This is a genomic window from Demequina sp. (genome assembly GCF_049841215.1).
GTDB lineage: Bacteria > Actinomycetota > Actinomycetes > Actinomycetales > Demequinaceae > Demequina.
Genome location: NZ_JASGEO010000005.1, coordinates 286,058 through 300,824, shown reverse-complemented (window position 1 = coordinate 300,824; position 14,767 = coordinate 286,058). Strand labels below are relative to the sequence as shown.

The window sequence follows — 14,767 nt, the reverse complement described above, 5'->3', positions numbered from 1 at the left end:
GTCGTCAGCATGTTGATTGATTGCGATACCTGTGAGGTCCGCGGCAAGGCGTGCGCGGACTGCGTTGTCACTTTCCTCACAATTGGGGCGCGTCCGGCAGAGCCGGCCCCATTGGTGAGCGCCGTCGAACTCGATTCGGAGGTGTCCGCCGCCGTCAGTGCGCTTGCCGACGGTGGCCTTGTCCCGCCCTTGCGTCTCGTAGAACGAAAGGCGGTCTAGGAGCCGACGTTGTGGCCGGGAGCCGTTCCGCCCGCGCCTGAGCGGTTATCGGTGTACAGCTCCTCGATGACATTCGCGTAGTCGCGCAGTACCAGGGATCGCTTCACCTTGAGTGAGGGGGTGAGGTAGCCGTTCGCGATCGTGAAGTCATCCGTCAGCAGTTCGTACTTGCGGATGGACTCGGCGCGCGACACCGCTTTGTTCGCTCGCTCCACGGCCTTGTCAAGGTGTCCAAGAATGGTGGGATCCTTCACGGCCTCTGCGAGCGTCAGTACCGGCAGCCCGTGGCTCTTGAGCCAGCCGGGCAGCGCCTCTTCGTCTAGCGTGATGAGGGCGCCGATGAACGGGCGCGCGTCTCCAACGACCACCACCTGGCTTACAAGGGCATAGGCGCGAAGTCGATCCTCGAGCACGGCCGGCGCCACGTTCTTGCCTCCCGCGGTGACGATGATCTCCTTCTTGCGGCCCGTGAGGAACAGGTACCCGTCCTCGTCCTCGTAGCCCACGTCGCCCGACTTGAACCAGCCGTCTTCGAACGCCGCGGCGGTTGCCTCCGGGTTGTGGTGGTAGCCGTCGAAGACGATGGGACCGCGCATGAGAACTTCGCCGTCGTCGGCGATCTTGACCTCGGTGCCCGACAACGGCAGGCCTACAGAGCCAATCTTGGACAGCGTGGGCCGGTTGACGTGCGAAGCGGCGGTGGTCTCCGTAAGTCCGTAGCCCTCGAGCACCGTGATGCCGAGCCCGCGATAGAAGTGGCCAAGGCGCGCGCCAAGGGGCGCAGAACCCGAAACGGCCCAGCGCGCCTGGCCGCCAAGCAGGTCCATGATCTTCGACAGCACCAACTTGTGGGCGAGCGCGTGGCGCAACTTGAGGCCCATTCCGGGACCACCGGGAGTGTCGAGCGCCATCGAGTAGTCGATCGACTGTTGCGCGGCCCAGCGGAAGATCTTCACCTTTCCGCCGGCCGCAGCCTTCTGCTCGGCGCCGTTATAGACCTTCTCAAACACGCGCGGGACGGCCACCAACAGTGTCGGCTTGAACGGGCCGAGCAGCGGAACCAGCTTCGACGAGTCGGGGCAGAAGCCCACCACCACGCCGGTGGCGATGAACACGATCTCAATGAGGCGCGCAAACACGTGCGCGAGCGTCATGAACAGGACGGTGCTTGCGCCCTCTTGGTACAGCACCTCGGGGAGCGCCTCTTGGATGCCCTTGGTGTGGTGCACAAAGTGGAAATGGTTGAGCCGCACACCCTTTGGCCTGCCCGTGGTTCCCGACGTGTAGATGATGGTGGCGAGGTCATCGAGGCCAACGGCCGCAGTGCGGCGCTCAACCTCGGCAACGTCACCACCAACGCCCGCCTTGAACAAGTCCTCGAGTGCGCCCTCGTCGATGACGTAGACCTGCTGAAGCGGAGACTCCGTCTGGGTGGCGACCGCTCGCGCCAATTCGGCGTGGTGGGCGGTCTCGACAAAGATCCGCGAGACGTCGGCGTCCGACGTGATCCAGTCGATCTGGTCCTGGGAAGATGAGTCATAGATCGGCACGGGGATGGCGCCAACGGACCATAGTGCCAAGTCGATGATGGTCCACTCATAGCGAGTCCTCGCCATGATCGCCACGCGATCGCCAACCTTGACGCCTTGCGCAATGAGGCCAAGCGCCGCGCGCCGCACCATGTCCATGGCCTCGTCGCCAGAGACGTCGTGCCACTGCAAGTCATCGTCGTGCCACCTGAAGACCGTCTCCGGTCCGCGGGCGGCCCAGCCGCCCTGTGCGAGCGCGACGATGTTGCGCGGGGATTCCTCAGTCTGGGTGGGCATCGTTGTCTCTCCAGTGGCTGTACGTACGTGACGGAAACGATACCCTCTTATGGCGTTCGACAACTCGAAGAAGGTGGGAATACATGCGCGCGGTCGGAGTGGACATCGGCGGCACGAAAATCGCCGTTGGAGTGGTCGACGAACACGGCACGATCCTGGCCAAGACCAAGCGCAAGACCAACCCTGCGGATCCCGCAAGCATCGACGCTGCGATAGCCGACGCTGTGGCTGAGTTGGCCTCGGAACACGAGTTTCATGCGGTGGGGCTCGCGGCCGCTGGCTTCGTGTCTTCGGACCGCAAGCGCGTGCTTTTCGCCCCCAACATTGCGTGGCGCGAGTACCCGCTCGCGCAGAAGGTCGCCACCGCGATCGGACGGCTAGATGTTGCCGTGGTGGTCGAGAACGACGCCAACGCGGCCGGCTGGGCCGAGTACGCGTACGGCTCTGGAGCGAGCGCCAAGAACATGGCGATGCTGACCATCGGTACCGGCTTGGGCGCGGCCATCGTTGCGGATGGAGTGATGCTGCGCGGAGCGTACGGCTTTGCCGCGGAACTCGGCCACTTGCGCGTTGTCCCTGACGGGGAGCCGTGCGGGTGTGGGCAGCGCGGGTGCTGGGAGCAATACGCGTCCGGATCCGCCCTTACCCGCGAGGCGCGAAGGGCGGCCGCGGAACACCCAAAGCGGGCAGCCGCGCTGATCGAGGCCGCCGGGGGAGACCCTGCCGCCATTACCGGCCCAGAAATCACCAAACTGGCCTTTGAGGGAGACGAATTCAGCGTCGGGCAACTTGCCGAACTTGGCCGCTGGATTGGTGAGGGCTGTGCGTCGCTCGCCGCCGTGCTGGACCCCGAACTGTTCGTGGTTGGGGGAGGCGTGATCGGCGCGGGAGACCTGCTGCTCGATCCCGCGCGTGACGCGTACGCGAGCCACTTGTCCGCGAAGGGCCACCGCACCACGGCGCCCATCGTGGCGGCATCGATGGGCAACGACGCGGGTATCGTGGGAGCGGCGGCGCTCGCACGACTGGAGTCTTGATGTACTACCACGCATTTAAGTACGTACTCCTTGGTCCCGGCCTAAAGGTGTACTACGACCCGTGGGTGGAGGGCGAGGAAAACATCCCCGAAACGGGAGGCGCTTTGCTCGCGTCCAATCACTTGTCGTTCTCGGATTCCGTGTTCTTGCCGCTCGTCATCAAGCGCAAGCTCGTCTTCCTTGGCAAAGAGGAGTACTTCACGGGCAAGGGCGTGAAGGGGTGGGCAACGAAGGCCTTCATGGAGGGCGTCGGCACTATCCCGGTCAAGCGCGGCGGAGGGCGCGGCTCTGAGGACGCGATCCGTACGGGCATTGAGGTGGTCAAGGGCGGTGACCTGCTCGGCATCTATCCAGAGGGAACCCGCAGCCCAGACGGCAAGTTGTATCGCGGCAAGACCGGCGCCGCGCGCATGGCGCTCGAGGCAGGAGTGCCCGTGATTCCCGTGGCAATGATCGGCACGGACAAGGCGCAGCCCATCGGCCAGCGCGTGCCCAATAGGGCGTTCAAGGTGGGCGCTCGCATCGGTCCGGCTGTTGACCTGGCAGAGTTCGCGGGGCGCCACGACGACCGCGAGGCGCTGCGCGCCGCAACGGACCGGATCATGAAGGCGATTCAGGAACTCTCCGGCCAGGAGTACGTGGACAAGGACGCCGCGATCGTCAAGCGTGGACTCGAGAAGGCGCAGAAGGCCCAAGAAGAGGGCACCGAGTAGGACCCTCGCCCTAATAGTCGTGCACGTCAGCCGCCCATAGAATGGGCGGGATTCTTCCCAACTGAAAGGCCCGTCATGTCGGTTCGCCGTGTTGCCCTGCTCACCGCCGGTGGCTTTGCCCCCTGCCTTTCGTCCGCCGTTGGCGGGCTGATCGAGCGCTACACCGAGATCTCTCCCGAGGTGGAGATTATCGCGTACCAGCACGGGTACTGGGGTCTCCTCAAGGGCGAGAGCATCGTGATCAGCGACGTGGTTCGCAAGAACGCCGCGCTGCTGCATGACTTTGGCGGCTCGCCCATCGGCAACTCGCGCGTGAAGCTGACGAACGTCGCCGACTGCGTCAAGCGCGGCCTTGTGCAGGAGGGTCAGGACCCCTTGCACGTTGCCGCCGAGCAGCTGGTCAAGGACGGTGTGGACGTGCTCCACACCATCGGTGGCGATGACACCAACACCACCGCCGCCGACCTTGCCGCGTACCTCGCAAGCAACGACTACGGCCTCACCGTGGTTGGCCTCCCCAAGACCATCGACAACGACATCGTGCCCATCCGCCAGTCGCTTGGTGCGTGGAGCGCCGCGGAGCAGGCCTCGATCTTCGCCCAGAACGTCATCGGCGAGCACCGCTCTGGCCCGCGCATGCTCATCGTGCACGAGGTCATGGGCCGCGCGTGCGGTTGGCTCACCGCGGCGTCTGCCGCCAAGTACCGCGAGTGGCTCTCAACCCGCGAGTGGCTTCCGGAGGTTGGCCTGAGCGAAGAGCGCTGGGACATTCACGCCGTGTACGTTCCTGAGGCTCCCATCGACCTTGACGCCGAGGCAGACCGTCTCAAGGCCGTCATGGACGAGGTGGGCAACGTCAACATCTTCCTGTCCGAGGGCGCTGGCGTGCCCGAGATCATTGCGGAGATTGAAGAGGCGGGCGGCGAGGTCGCTCGCGACGCGTTCGGCCACGTTCGCCTCGACACGATCAACCCCGGTGCGTGGTTCGCCAAGCAGTTCGCCGAGCGCCTCGGAGCGGAGAAGGTCATGGTGCAGAAGTCCGGCTACTTCTCGCGTTCGGCGAAGGCCAACACCGAGGACCTGCGGCTCATTAAGTCGATGACGGACTACGCGGTGGAGTGCGCCCTGCGCGGCGAGTCCGGCGTCATCGGTCACGATGAGGAGGACGGCGACCGCCTCAAGGCGATCGAGTTCCCGCGCATCGCGGGCCACAAGGCGTTCGACGTCTCGCAGGACTGGTACACCGAGTTGCTCGCGGATATTGGCCAGACCTCATGAGCGACACGGGGGAGAAGCTCGCTGCCGCTGGGGTTGACTCCTACCGCGATTGCGAGGCGAAGCAACAGCCAGTATGGCCCGACGCTACGGCTTTGGCGCGCGTGACGGCTCACCTTGAGCGCGTCCCACCTTTGGTATTTGCTGGTGAGGCGGACGTTCTGCGCGACTACCTTGCCGCTGCGGGCCGTGGCGAGGCCTTTGTGCTGCAGGGAGGGGACTGCGCGGAGATCTTCGCGGAGGCCACCGCGGATCGCATTCGCAACAAGATCAAGACCATCCTGCAGATGGCCGTGATCCTCACCTACGGCGCCTCCACGCCCGTGGTGAAGATTGGCCGCATCGCGGGCCAGTACGCCAAGCCGCGCTCCGCCGACATGGAGACTCGCGACGGCGTCACGCTGCCCGCGTACCGTGGAGACATCGTCAACTCGTCGGCGTTCACGGAGGCGGCACGCATCCCCAACCCCGAGCGCATGCTTGACGCCTACAACGTGTCCGCGTCCACGCTCAACCTGGTGCGCGCCTTCACACACGGCGGCTTCGCGGACCTTCGCCGCGTGCACGCGTGGAACAAAGGATTCGCGGCCAACCCCGCCTACGCGCGGTACGAGCAGATGGCGGCCGAGATCGACCGCGCGGTGCGCTTTATGGGCGCCGCGGGCGGCGACTTTGACGCGCTCAAGACCGTTGACCTGTTCGCGAGTCACGAGGCGCTGCTGCTCGACTACGAGCGCGCGCTCACGCGCATCGACTCGCGTTCTGACCTGCCGTACGACACGTCAGCGCACTTCGTGTGGATCGGCGAACGCACTCGCGACCTCGACGGCGCACACGTGGAGTTCATGTCCAAGATTCACAATCCCATCGGGGTGAAGCTTGGGCCTACCGCCACGGGAGCCGAGGCGATCGCGCTCGCCCAGAAGCTCAACCCGGACAACATTGAGGGGCGTCTGACGTACATCGTGCGCATGGGCGCGGACAAGGTGCGGCAGAACATGCCGCAGCTCGTCGAGGCAGTTCGTGACGCAGGGATCAACGTCACGTGGCTCAGCGATCCCATGCACGGGAACACCTTCACCTCGGAGTCCGGCTTCAAGACGCGTCGCTTCGACACGATCCTTGACGAGGTCACGGGCTTCTTTGAGGTTCACGAGCAATTGGGCACCGTGCCTGGTGGTTTGCTCGTGGAGCTCACGGGCGACGACGTCACAGAGATCCTCGGTGGAACTGAGGAGATCGACGAGGCGAGCCTCGCGCTGCGCTACGAGACCAAGGTGGACCCGCGGCTCAACCACCAGCAGTCGCTCGAACTCGCATTCCTCGTGAGTGAACTGCTCGCCAAGCGTGCCCCTCGGCTCGAGGCGATCTAGCGCAGAACCCGGCCGCTGCACCGAGCCAACACGTGCGACTAGCCAACACCAGCGTCGGGCAGGTGCGGTTAGTTGTACACGAGCACGAGGGTGGTGCCCTTCTCAACTTCCTGGCCGGGGGAGAGGCTCTGGTCCACGATCGAGTTCTTGTCGCTGAGGAAGCCCCAGCGGCCCGTGGTGGAGACGTCGAAGCCGTCGGCCTTCGCGGCGGCCACACCGTCTTCGTAGTCCATGCCAACGTAGTCGTTCACGGTCACGAGCGGCGGGCCGTCAGAGACCCAAATGGTGACGGTGTCGGTGCGATGCCCCTCGGCCTTGGCTTTGGGGTCTTGCTTGTAGATCTCGCCCGCCTCGACCTTCTCAGTGCGGCCGTGTTCCACGGTGACCTTGAGACCTGCGTCCTCGAGAGTGGTCTGCGCCTCGTCGAGGCCCATGCCGGTGACCTTGGGGATGGTGACAGGTGCGGGACCATCGGAGACCTCGAGCTTCACCACACTGTCGTGGCGCACGGTCTCACCCGCCTTGGGGGTGGACCCCATGACCTCGCCCTTGGGGACGGTGTCGCTGTGTTTGAGCGTGGGCTCGCCAACGGTGAAGCCGTCATCGGTGAGTGTGGCTTCCGCCTTTTCCTCTTGGTATCCGACAACAGAGGGCACCTTGGTCATCTTGGGCCCGAGCGACACGATGAGCGTCACCTCCGAGCCGCGCTGCACTTGCTGTTGCGCCTCGGGATCGGTGCCGACAGCGAATCCCTCGGGGACCTCGTCGTCGTTGCGTTCCTCGCTGTGCACGATGAAGCCCGCGGCAACGAGCGTGCGGTTGGCATCCTCCGCGCTCTCGCCGGCGATGGCCGGAATCGTGGTGTACGCGCCGGGTCCCACCGCGTTGTACCACCACAGGCCAACCGCGCCGAGGAGCACGATCGCGGCAAGGATTGCGCCCACCCACCAGCCGGCCCGACGCTGTGGCTTGCTTGGTTGCATCGCGTCGGGATCGTCGTCGATCGCCTCAAGCTCGGTGCCAACGGCCGCGAAGGGCCGGCCGATGCCGACCGGCAGGGCCACGGTGGCTCCGGCGGCAGGGGTATCGAGCACCGTGGTGGCGTCTGGATCGTGGGTGATGGCGAGCGCACCACTTGGCGGGTCCGCACGCCGGTCAAGCGTGGGATCGTCCATAAGGGCCCTGGTAGAGCGCACAAGGACGAGAGCACCCGCGGCATCTGCCGGGCGATCTGCGGCGTCCCTCGACGCGAGCGCGGCTACGAGGTCGTCGAACTCGGTTGGCAGCCACGGGGCGAACGTGGAGGGGGCTGGGATGTCTTCGTGGACGTGGCGCGCGGCTATCGCGACGGCGGACTCGCCCGTGAAGGGGTGGCGGCCCGTGACCATTTCGAAGAGCATGACGCCCACCGCGTAGACGTCCATGGTGGGGGCGGCTTCGCCGCGCGCGAGAAGCTCGGGGGCTAGGTAGCCGGGGCTGCCCATGATGACGGTGTCGGGATTGCTGCCTACATCGGTCACCGCGCGGGCGAGTCCAAAGTCGGTGATCCGCGCGCGGCCGTCGGTGTCTATGAGGACGTTTTCCGGTTTCACATCGCGGTGGACGAGGCCCAGCCGGTGCGCGGTCGCAAGGGCGTCAAGGATCGCGTCGGAGAGCGCGAGCGCCTCGCCGATGGTGAGGGTGCCCTCGTGGGCAATGCGAGAGCGGAGGTTTTCGCCGCGCACGTATTCCATGGTCAGGTAGGAGAGGTCGCCGTCGATGCCTTGGTCGTAGACGTGCACGATTCCTGGGTGGGTGAGCCGGGCGGAGGACTTGGCTTCGCGTCGGAATCGCGCCACAAACTCGCGGGACGCGGCGTCATCGACGAGCGGCTGGTGCATTGCTTTGAGCGCCACTTCGCGCTCAAGGCGCTTGTCGAAGGCCACATAGACAGACGCCATCCCGCCCGTCGCGACGTGTTCACGGATTTCATACCGCCCGTCGACGACGCGGCCCAGTAAGGGGTCGGTTAACGTCTCAGACACGGGTTCATTCTAGGCAGGGGCTGTGGGTGGGCTGAGGAGGGCGCTGGGGCGAGCCGGAAGGTCAGTCGAACTTCTTCATGAGTGCGCGAACGGACTTCACGTACTGCTTGGTGTCCTTGTTCATGCCGTATTTCCGCACCCCGCCGAGGCCTTGGTAGTACCCGGCGATCGCCTGGTCGAGGCTGTCCGCGTTGCGCGTGAGATAGCGCAAGAGCACCACTCCGGCCGTCACATTGTCGTGGGGATCGAGCAGGTTGAGCTCCCGGCCAACCATGGTGGATACCCACTCGCCGGTCGAGGGGATCACCTGCATCGTGCCCACCGCGTTCGCGGGGGAGACGGCGCGCTGGTTGAAGCCGGACTCTTGATACGCCACGGCCAGCGCGAGGGAAACGTTGACGCCGTACTTTTTGGCAGTCTTCTCCACGAGCGCGCGCATCTGGGCGCGGCTCGGCACGGACATGTTGTTGAGCGTGTGCTTGTTGACGTTCGCCGCGCTCACGATGTCGGAGGAGTAGGTGCGGCCGGCGAACGTGTCGCCAACGAGGCCCGTTGGCACGCCGCCAGGGATGGTGAGCACCTGGCCCACGCGAATGCGCGAGGGGTTGTCGATGCCGTTGGTCGAGACGAGCTTGGCGACAGTCGTGGAGAACTTGCGCGCGATCGCGCTCAGGGTGTCGCCGGACTTAACGGTGTAGCGCGAGGACGCGCTCGACGACTTTGTTGACGACTTGGTGGTGCCCGACGCTGTGGTCGCCTTGGTGGTGGTGGTGCCCGCCTTGGCGCCGGGGATGGTGAGGCGATCTCCCACGTGGATGACCGCGTTGGAGCCGAGCTTGTTTGCCGACACGATGGCGCTCACTGTGCTGTCGTAGCGCTGCGCGATGTCCCACACGGTGTCCCCAGAGCGGACGGTGTGGGTGCCGGTGACCCTGGTGGTCTTCTTGCTGGTAGATCCCTGCTTTGTGGCCTTTGCCGCCTTGGCTGCACCCGGAATGACGAGCTTCTCGCCCACCCGAATGGTGGCGTTGCGGTCAAGGTCGTTCGCGTCGATTATCGCCGTGACGGTGGAGCCGTAGTGGCGCGCGATGTCCCACACCGTGTCGCCGCGCTTGACCGTGTGGGTGGTTCGCGTTGCCGCCGCGGGCAAGGCCGCTGGGGCCGCCGCGGGTGCGACGGAGGCGATCACGATGGGCGCCGCCGCTGGGGCGAGCGCTCGCTCAATGGAGGCAGGGTTGATGCGCACGTCTGTGGTCATGTGGGAGCCCTCCGATGCGCGCGATGCGCTCTGATGCGTGCTCGCTTCCGCGGGAGCTGCAAGCAGTCCAGTCGCGGTTAGTACTGCGGTGACACTGATGGCACCGGTGCGGGCGCCTGCTGCGGGGGTGAGGGGGGCCACGGTCGCCTCCTGCTGGGGTAGATGTGACAGATGTGACTCAAGTGACTCATGTGACAATAACCCGGCGCGGCTCACACGGCAACCCTCGATAGTCTTGGGGCATGTCAGACGTCGAGTGGATCTCCGTTCCAGACTTCGCCGATCGGCTCGGAGTCACCGCGTCTCAGGTGCGCGAACTTCTTCGTGAGGGCGCCCTCGTGTCTGTCCGCAGGGGAGAGCGGAACACCGTGCAGTTGCCCGCCGAGTTCATCATGGAGGTGGACGGTGTGCCGTCGATCATCCCCACCCTCAAGGGAACGTTGACGCTGCTGGGCGACGCCCACTTGAGCGACGACGCGACGCTTGAATGGCTGCTCACTGACGATGAGGAGTTGGGGATGAGTCCGCTCGCCGCGCTGCGGTCAGGACAGCGCGCCCACGTGCGCCGCATTGCCCAGACGCTTCTCTAGGACGCGCGGGCTCCCCAACCGCTCAACAGAGCCGCGAGCTGCTCGCGGCCCTGAGTCGAGACGTCGAGATGGCTCACAAGGCCGTCCACGTGGCTCATGAGCTCGGCGATTTCGTGCTCGACCGCATCGATCGCGCCGGTGTCTGTGATCACGTCGATCGCGGCCTGCACCTGCTGCTCAGTAGCGCTCGGCTCGCCTAGCGCGGTCTCGATCACGGCACGGCCAGTGGCATCCGTTCTTGTCCACGCGTGCCACAGCGGCACCGTGCGCTTTCCCTCGCGAATGTCGTCACCCACCGGCTTTCCCGTGACGGCTGGCGACCCCGTGAGCCCCAGCAGGTCATCGCGAAGCTGGAACGCGATTCCCGCTGGCACGCCCGCGGCGCGAGCGGCGTCCACATGCGGGCCATCCCCGCGCGCGGCGCTCGCGCCAAGTGCGAGGGGGAACTCGGCAGTATAGGAGGCGGTCTTGGAGCGCATCGTCGCGCGAATCGCGTCCAACTGATTCGGCAACTCGGTGAGCGGACTCGCCGCGATGCGCATGTCGAGGTACTGGCCCACTGTGACGAGTTCCGTCATCTCGGTGAACAGTCGCATGGTGGCGGCGCCGTGCTCCCCAAGTTGAGCTTGGGCGATGGCTCGCATGGCGACCATCAGGCTTAGGTCGCCCGTGAGCACCGCTCCCGCGAGCCCAAACCGCTCGGCATTGCCCTCGTCGCCGCGTGCGGCGTGAGCTTTGGCGAACGCGATGTGTGAGGTGGGGCGGCCGCGCCGCGTGTGGGCGTCGTCCAGAACGTCGTCGTGCACGAGCGCCGCGGCCTGAAAGAGTTCGAGCGCGGCGGCCACCGGGGCGATGTCCTTAGGACTGTCACCGCCGTGTGCGGCGTAGCTGGACATCACGGCGAGCGCGCGAAGCCGCTTGCCCCCTGCGACGGCTGCCTCCACCGCGTCGACGAGTTCCATGCCGACATCGCCTGCGGGCGCCGCCGTGGCGCGAGTCTGTGCAATGGTGGCGCCTATCGCGTCCTCGATAACAGCGAGCAATGCGGAGTCTGCTGGGGGCACGCGCACCAGCCTAGAGCCGCGTCCCCAGGTGAGGGACACAGGCGGGTTATCCACCGTTTGGGGGTACGGCACCGACGTGGAAGAACTGATCGCGACAAGGTGTGCGCATGGAGACCATCAAAGTAAGCCTCGGCGAGCTGATCGCCGCACTGCCAACCGCCATCGGTCATGTGCCACACGAATCGGTCGTGGCCGTGAGCATCAATGATCTGAACCTGCCTACGTGCGTTCTCGAGATTCCCCGCGAGGTGCTCCTTGCAGAAGAGTCCGCGAGCGTCACCGCGGCTGCCGTCGCTGAGGAGCTCGCCGCGCAGCGGGGCCAACGAGCTCTTCTCGTTTCCTACACAGAGCGGGACGTTCGCGAGCACTGCGAGGCGCTCGAAGCCCTGCGCCTCGAGGTGGAGTTCTTGATTCCCCAGGTTGAGGCGCTCGCGTTCCAGGACGGCGAATGGTTCCGCCCAGGCTGTGACGAGGAGGGCTGCTGCCCGCGTCCCCTGCCGCCGTTGCGGGATGAGTTGGTGGACGTGATTACGGCCGCGCGTCGCCACGCGGAGCGCGAGGAAGAGGCCTACGCGCGGGCAATGGAGCACCACGTGCGGCGCTGGGAGGGCCGCGCGCTTGCGGCGTCCGCATGGGAGCAGGCGCTCGCGGAGGGCGCGGTGGCGGACGCCACCACTGCTCGCCAGCTTGCGGCGTCACTCGATGACCTGTGCGTACGCGACTGGGTGGTGCTCACCATTCTGGGCGCCGATCGCGACGCCACCGAGGACGCCCTCGTGGGCATGGAATCCGGCGCGGTGGCGTATGCCCTCGACAGGGCTCTCGTCGGCACCACGGCCCCCGACCTCTTGTCTCTCGAACGCGCGCGAGCCGTTGTGGAGCGCGTCGCCAGGGCCGCGAGGGGACGGCGCAGGCGCGCTGCGACGCAAACGCTTGGCGCCGTGCTCGAGTGGTGGGAGGGGAACCTTGAAGCCGCCGCGGAGCGTTGTTCCCTTGCGCTGACGGACGACCACTCGTATCGGCTCGCCGAACTCGTTGCGATCGCCGCCGACAGGGGGATCGCGCCGGGGTGGGCCGTGAAGGCCGGACAAACCGCCCAATAGGCCCACCGAGCGCGGAAAAGGGGCGCGGCGCGGGAACGATTCGCTTGACAGTGGCGTTACAATTTAATGGATTTGCGCGCGGCCCCAGGCCTCGTTCCCAAGTCCGCAGCGCCATAACAATCCCAGTCATAGCGTCGTCCTGGCGTGCCAGGAGCGAGGCTGTCCCAAGTTCGAGGAGCCTGCCACGACCCCCGCAAAGGCAACTGCCACCTCTCGCAAGGCCAAGTCCGACGACGCCGAGCTCGACGCCCCCGGCGTTGACGAGGCGGAACTGGAGGAGGTCGACGTCGACGACGCCGACGCCTCGGACGCTGACCCCACCGACGAGGTGGTCGCTTCCGAGGGCACCGCGGATGGCGACGACGAGGAAGACGAGTCCGCGGAGGAGTCCGAGGAGGAGTCCGAGGAGGACGCCGCCGGCTTCGTCGTGAGCACCGCAGACGACGACGCACCCACCCAGCAGGTCATGACCGCCGGAGCCACCGCAGACCCCGTCAAGGACTACCTCAAGCAGATCGGTAAGGTCGCGCTCCTCAACGCGGAGCAAGAGGTTGACCTGGCCAAGCGCATCGAGGCCGGCCTGTTCGCGGAAGAGAAGCTCGCGTCCGGCGAGAAGATTGCCCCCAAGCTGCGCCGTGAGCTCGAGTGGATCGCAAACGACGGTCGCCACGCCAAGAACCACCTTCTCGAGGCGAACCTGCGCCTCGTGGTGTCGCTCGCCAAGCGCTACACGGGCCGCGGCATGCTGTTCCTCGACCTCATCCAAGAGGGAAACCTTGGTCTGATCCGCGCGGTCGAGAAGTTCGACTACACCAAGGGCTACAAGTTCTCCACGTACGCCACGTGGTGGATCCGCCAGGCGATTACGCGCGCGATGGCGGACCAGGCCCGCACCATCCGCATCCCCGTGCACATGGTCGAGGTCATCAACAAGCTTGCGCGCGTCCAGCGCCAGATGCTTCAGGACCTTGGCCGCGAGCCCACCCCTGAGGAGCTCGCCGCCGAACTCGACATGACGCCTGAGAAGGTCGTCGAGGTGCAGAAGTACGGCCGTGAGCCCATCTCGCTGCACACCCCGCTCGGCGAGGACGGCGACAGCGAGTTCGGTGACCTCATCGAGGACTCCGAGGCGGTTGTGCCCGCGGACGCCGTTGGCTTCACGCTGCTCCAGGAGGAGCTCAGCAAGGTCATGGACACCCTGAGCGACCGCGAGGCGGGCGTCGTCGGCATGCGCTTCGGCCTGACCGACGGTCAGCCCAAGACCCTCGACGAGATTGGCCGGGTCTTCGGCGTGACGCGAGAGCGCATCCGCCAGATCGAGTCCAAGACGATGTCGAAGCTGCGCCACCCCTCGCGTTCGCAGGTTCTGCGCGACTACCTCGACTGATGCCGCATTACCTCCTGAGGTACCAATACGTCGTCGACATTGGCGAGCGTCGCGGCCCCTTCCGTGACGAGCACCTGTCACGCTTCTGGCAACAGGCCGACGCTGGGCGAGTTGTACTCGCGGGTGCGGCCGGGGAGGCCGGCAACGAGGGCATCATCGTGTGGTCGGTCGATGACCCCAGCGAGATCCACGAGTTTGTAACGGGCGACCCCTACATGACCGCCGGTCTCGTGACGTCGTATGACGTGGTGCCGTGGAACACCGTCGTCGGTGACCTCGCGGCGAACCCGGTGCGTCCCTAGACGTTGTGTCACGCACGGCAGAGCCATCACCATGTGGATCCGCCCACGTAGAGGCGCTTTTCTCGCCACTCGTCAGTGTCTCGCGTTTGCGTGCTGAACAACATCATGCGCACCTCGGGGAAGGTGGGGTCTGCCTCAACTGTCTGCGGTGATGCCTCCGTGCCCACGAAGGTGACAGAGTCCGCGTGTGATTCCCAGCCCGCGCGTTCGTAGAACGCGATCAGCTGGGGCTCACAGAACAGCATCGCGGGAAGAGAACTCTCGCGGATCAATTTCGTCGCCGTCGCCACGATCGCCTGCCCACAACCGCGTCCACGGTGAGCGTCGCGGACCACTACTCCGTGCAACCCGAGGATGTCGCGGCGTTCGTGAGCAAGCACGACGGACGTCCGTATAACGGCGCAGTAACCAACCACGCGGTCGCCTTCGGTGGCGACCACATGCACCGGTTCTAACTCGGCGAGCCACCAGAGGCCGCCCGTGTCCGTCTCATCAAACAGGAATGGCCATGCGCCGCGAACGAGGTCGCGCACCTCGAGCACCGCACCACTAGGGAGCTCGCCGTCGGCAATCACATCTATCTGCATGCGGGTTCA

12 protein-coding genes and 1 pseudogene are annotated in these 14,767 nt (G+C 65.8%); 8 read left to right on the top strand and 5 right to left on the bottom strand.

Annotation, left to right across the window (positions count from 1 at the left end):
• Positions 1–215 precede the first annotated feature (215 nt).
• Positions 216–2,045: an AMP-dependent synthetase/ligase gene (locus QM618_RS02285; protein WP_428094386.1), complete on the bottom strand. Its 1,830-nt coding sequence runs from the start codon at positions 2,043–2,045 to the stop codon at positions 216–218.
• Between the two features lie 83 nt (positions 2,046–2,128).
• Here QM618_RS02285 and QM618_RS02280 point away from each other — a divergent pair, with 83 nt between their 5' ends.
• From QM618_RS02280 to QM618_RS02265, 4 genes are all read left to right on the top strand, one after another.
• A complete protein-coding gene (locus QM618_RS02280) occupies positions 2,129–3,082 on the top strand; it encodes an ROK family glucokinase (RefSeq protein ID WP_428094382.1) in 954 nt (317 codons plus the stop codon).
• Entirely contained in the window at positions 3,082–3,795 is a 714-nt protein-coding gene (locus QM618_RS02275) for a lysophospholipid acyltransferase family protein (protein ID WP_428094379.1), read from the top strand. Before QM618_RS02280 ends, QM618_RS02275 begins: the two co-directional genes overlap by 1 nt.
• Positions 3,796–3,870: 75 nt before the next feature.
• Entirely contained in the window at positions 3,871–5,073 is a 1,203-nt protein-coding gene (locus QM618_RS02270) for a pyrophosphate--fructose-6-phosphate 1-phosphotransferase (protein WP_428094376.1), read from the top strand.
• Complete coding sequence (locus tag QM618_RS02265) at positions 5,070–6,443, top strand: class II 3-deoxy-7-phosphoheptulonate synthase (protein WP_428094373.1); 1,374 nt, start codon at positions 5,070–5,072, stop codon at positions 6,441–6,443. The genes QM618_RS02270 and QM618_RS02265 overlap by 4 nt, the downstream gene beginning before the upstream one ends.
• A 68-nt stretch (positions 6,444–6,511) precedes the next feature.
• Here QM618_RS02265 and pknB read toward each other — a convergent pair whose 3' ends face one another.
• On the bottom strand, positions 6,512–8,467 hold the full coding sequence (gene pknB, locus QM618_RS02260) for a Stk1 family PASTA domain-containing Ser/Thr kinase (protein WP_428094370.1): 1,956 nt from the start codon (positions 8,465–8,467) through the stop codon (positions 6,512–6,514).
• 61 nt (positions 8,468–8,528) lie between these two features.
• Entirely contained in the window at positions 8,529–9,866 is a 1,338-nt protein-coding gene (locus tag QM618_RS02255; protein WP_428094367.1) for a LysM peptidoglycan-binding domain-containing protein, read from the bottom strand.
• A gap of 101 nt (positions 9,867–9,967) precedes the next feature.
• Here QM618_RS02255 and QM618_RS02250 point away from each other — a divergent pair, with 101 nt between their 5' ends.
• The gene (locus QM618_RS02250; RefSeq protein ID WP_428094363.1) at positions 9,968–10,315 is read left to right on the top strand and encodes an Rv2175c family DNA-binding protein; all 348 of its coding nucleotides are present in this window, start codon (positions 9,968–9,970) and stop codon (positions 10,313–10,315) included.
• On the opposite strand, the gene QM618_RS02245 is transcribed toward QM618_RS02250, so the two are convergent.
• Complete coding sequence (locus QM618_RS02245) at positions 10,312–11,379, bottom strand: polyprenyl synthetase family protein (protein WP_428094360.1); 1,068 nt, start codon at positions 11,377–11,379, stop codon at positions 10,312–10,314. The two genes, QM618_RS02250 and QM618_RS02245, sit on opposite strands and share 4 nt — an antisense overlap.
• A gap of 107 nt (positions 11,380–11,486) precedes the next feature.
• Here QM618_RS02245 and QM618_RS02240 point away from each other — a divergent pair, with 107 nt between their 5' ends.
• From QM618_RS02240 to QM618_RS02230, 3 genes and pseudogenes are all read left to right on the top strand, one after another.
• On the top strand, positions 11,487–12,482 hold the full coding sequence (locus tag QM618_RS02240; RefSeq protein WP_428094357.1) for a DUF4192 family protein: 996 nt from the start codon (positions 11,487–11,489) through the stop codon (positions 12,480–12,482).
• A 190-nt stretch (positions 12,483–12,672) separates the two neighbouring features.
• Positions 12,673–13,869, top strand: a pseudogene (locus tag QM618_RS02235) (RNA polymerase sigma factor); the annotation flags it as partial.
• A complete protein-coding gene (locus QM618_RS02230; RefSeq protein WP_428094352.1) occupies positions 13,869–14,171 on the top strand; it encodes a YciI family protein in 303 nt (100 codons plus the stop codon). The pseudogene QM618_RS02235 and the gene QM618_RS02230, both read left to right, overlap by 1 nt.
• A gap of 26 nt (positions 14,172–14,197) precedes the next feature.
• Here the strand turns inward: QM618_RS02230 and QM618_RS02225 are convergent, their stop codons facing one another.
• Positions 14,198–14,758, bottom strand: a complete 561-nt coding sequence (locus QM618_RS02225) for a GNAT family N-acetyltransferase (protein ID WP_428094348.1) — start codon at positions 14,756–14,758, stop codon at positions 14,198–14,200.
• Positions 14,759–14,767: the final 9 nt, after the last annotated feature.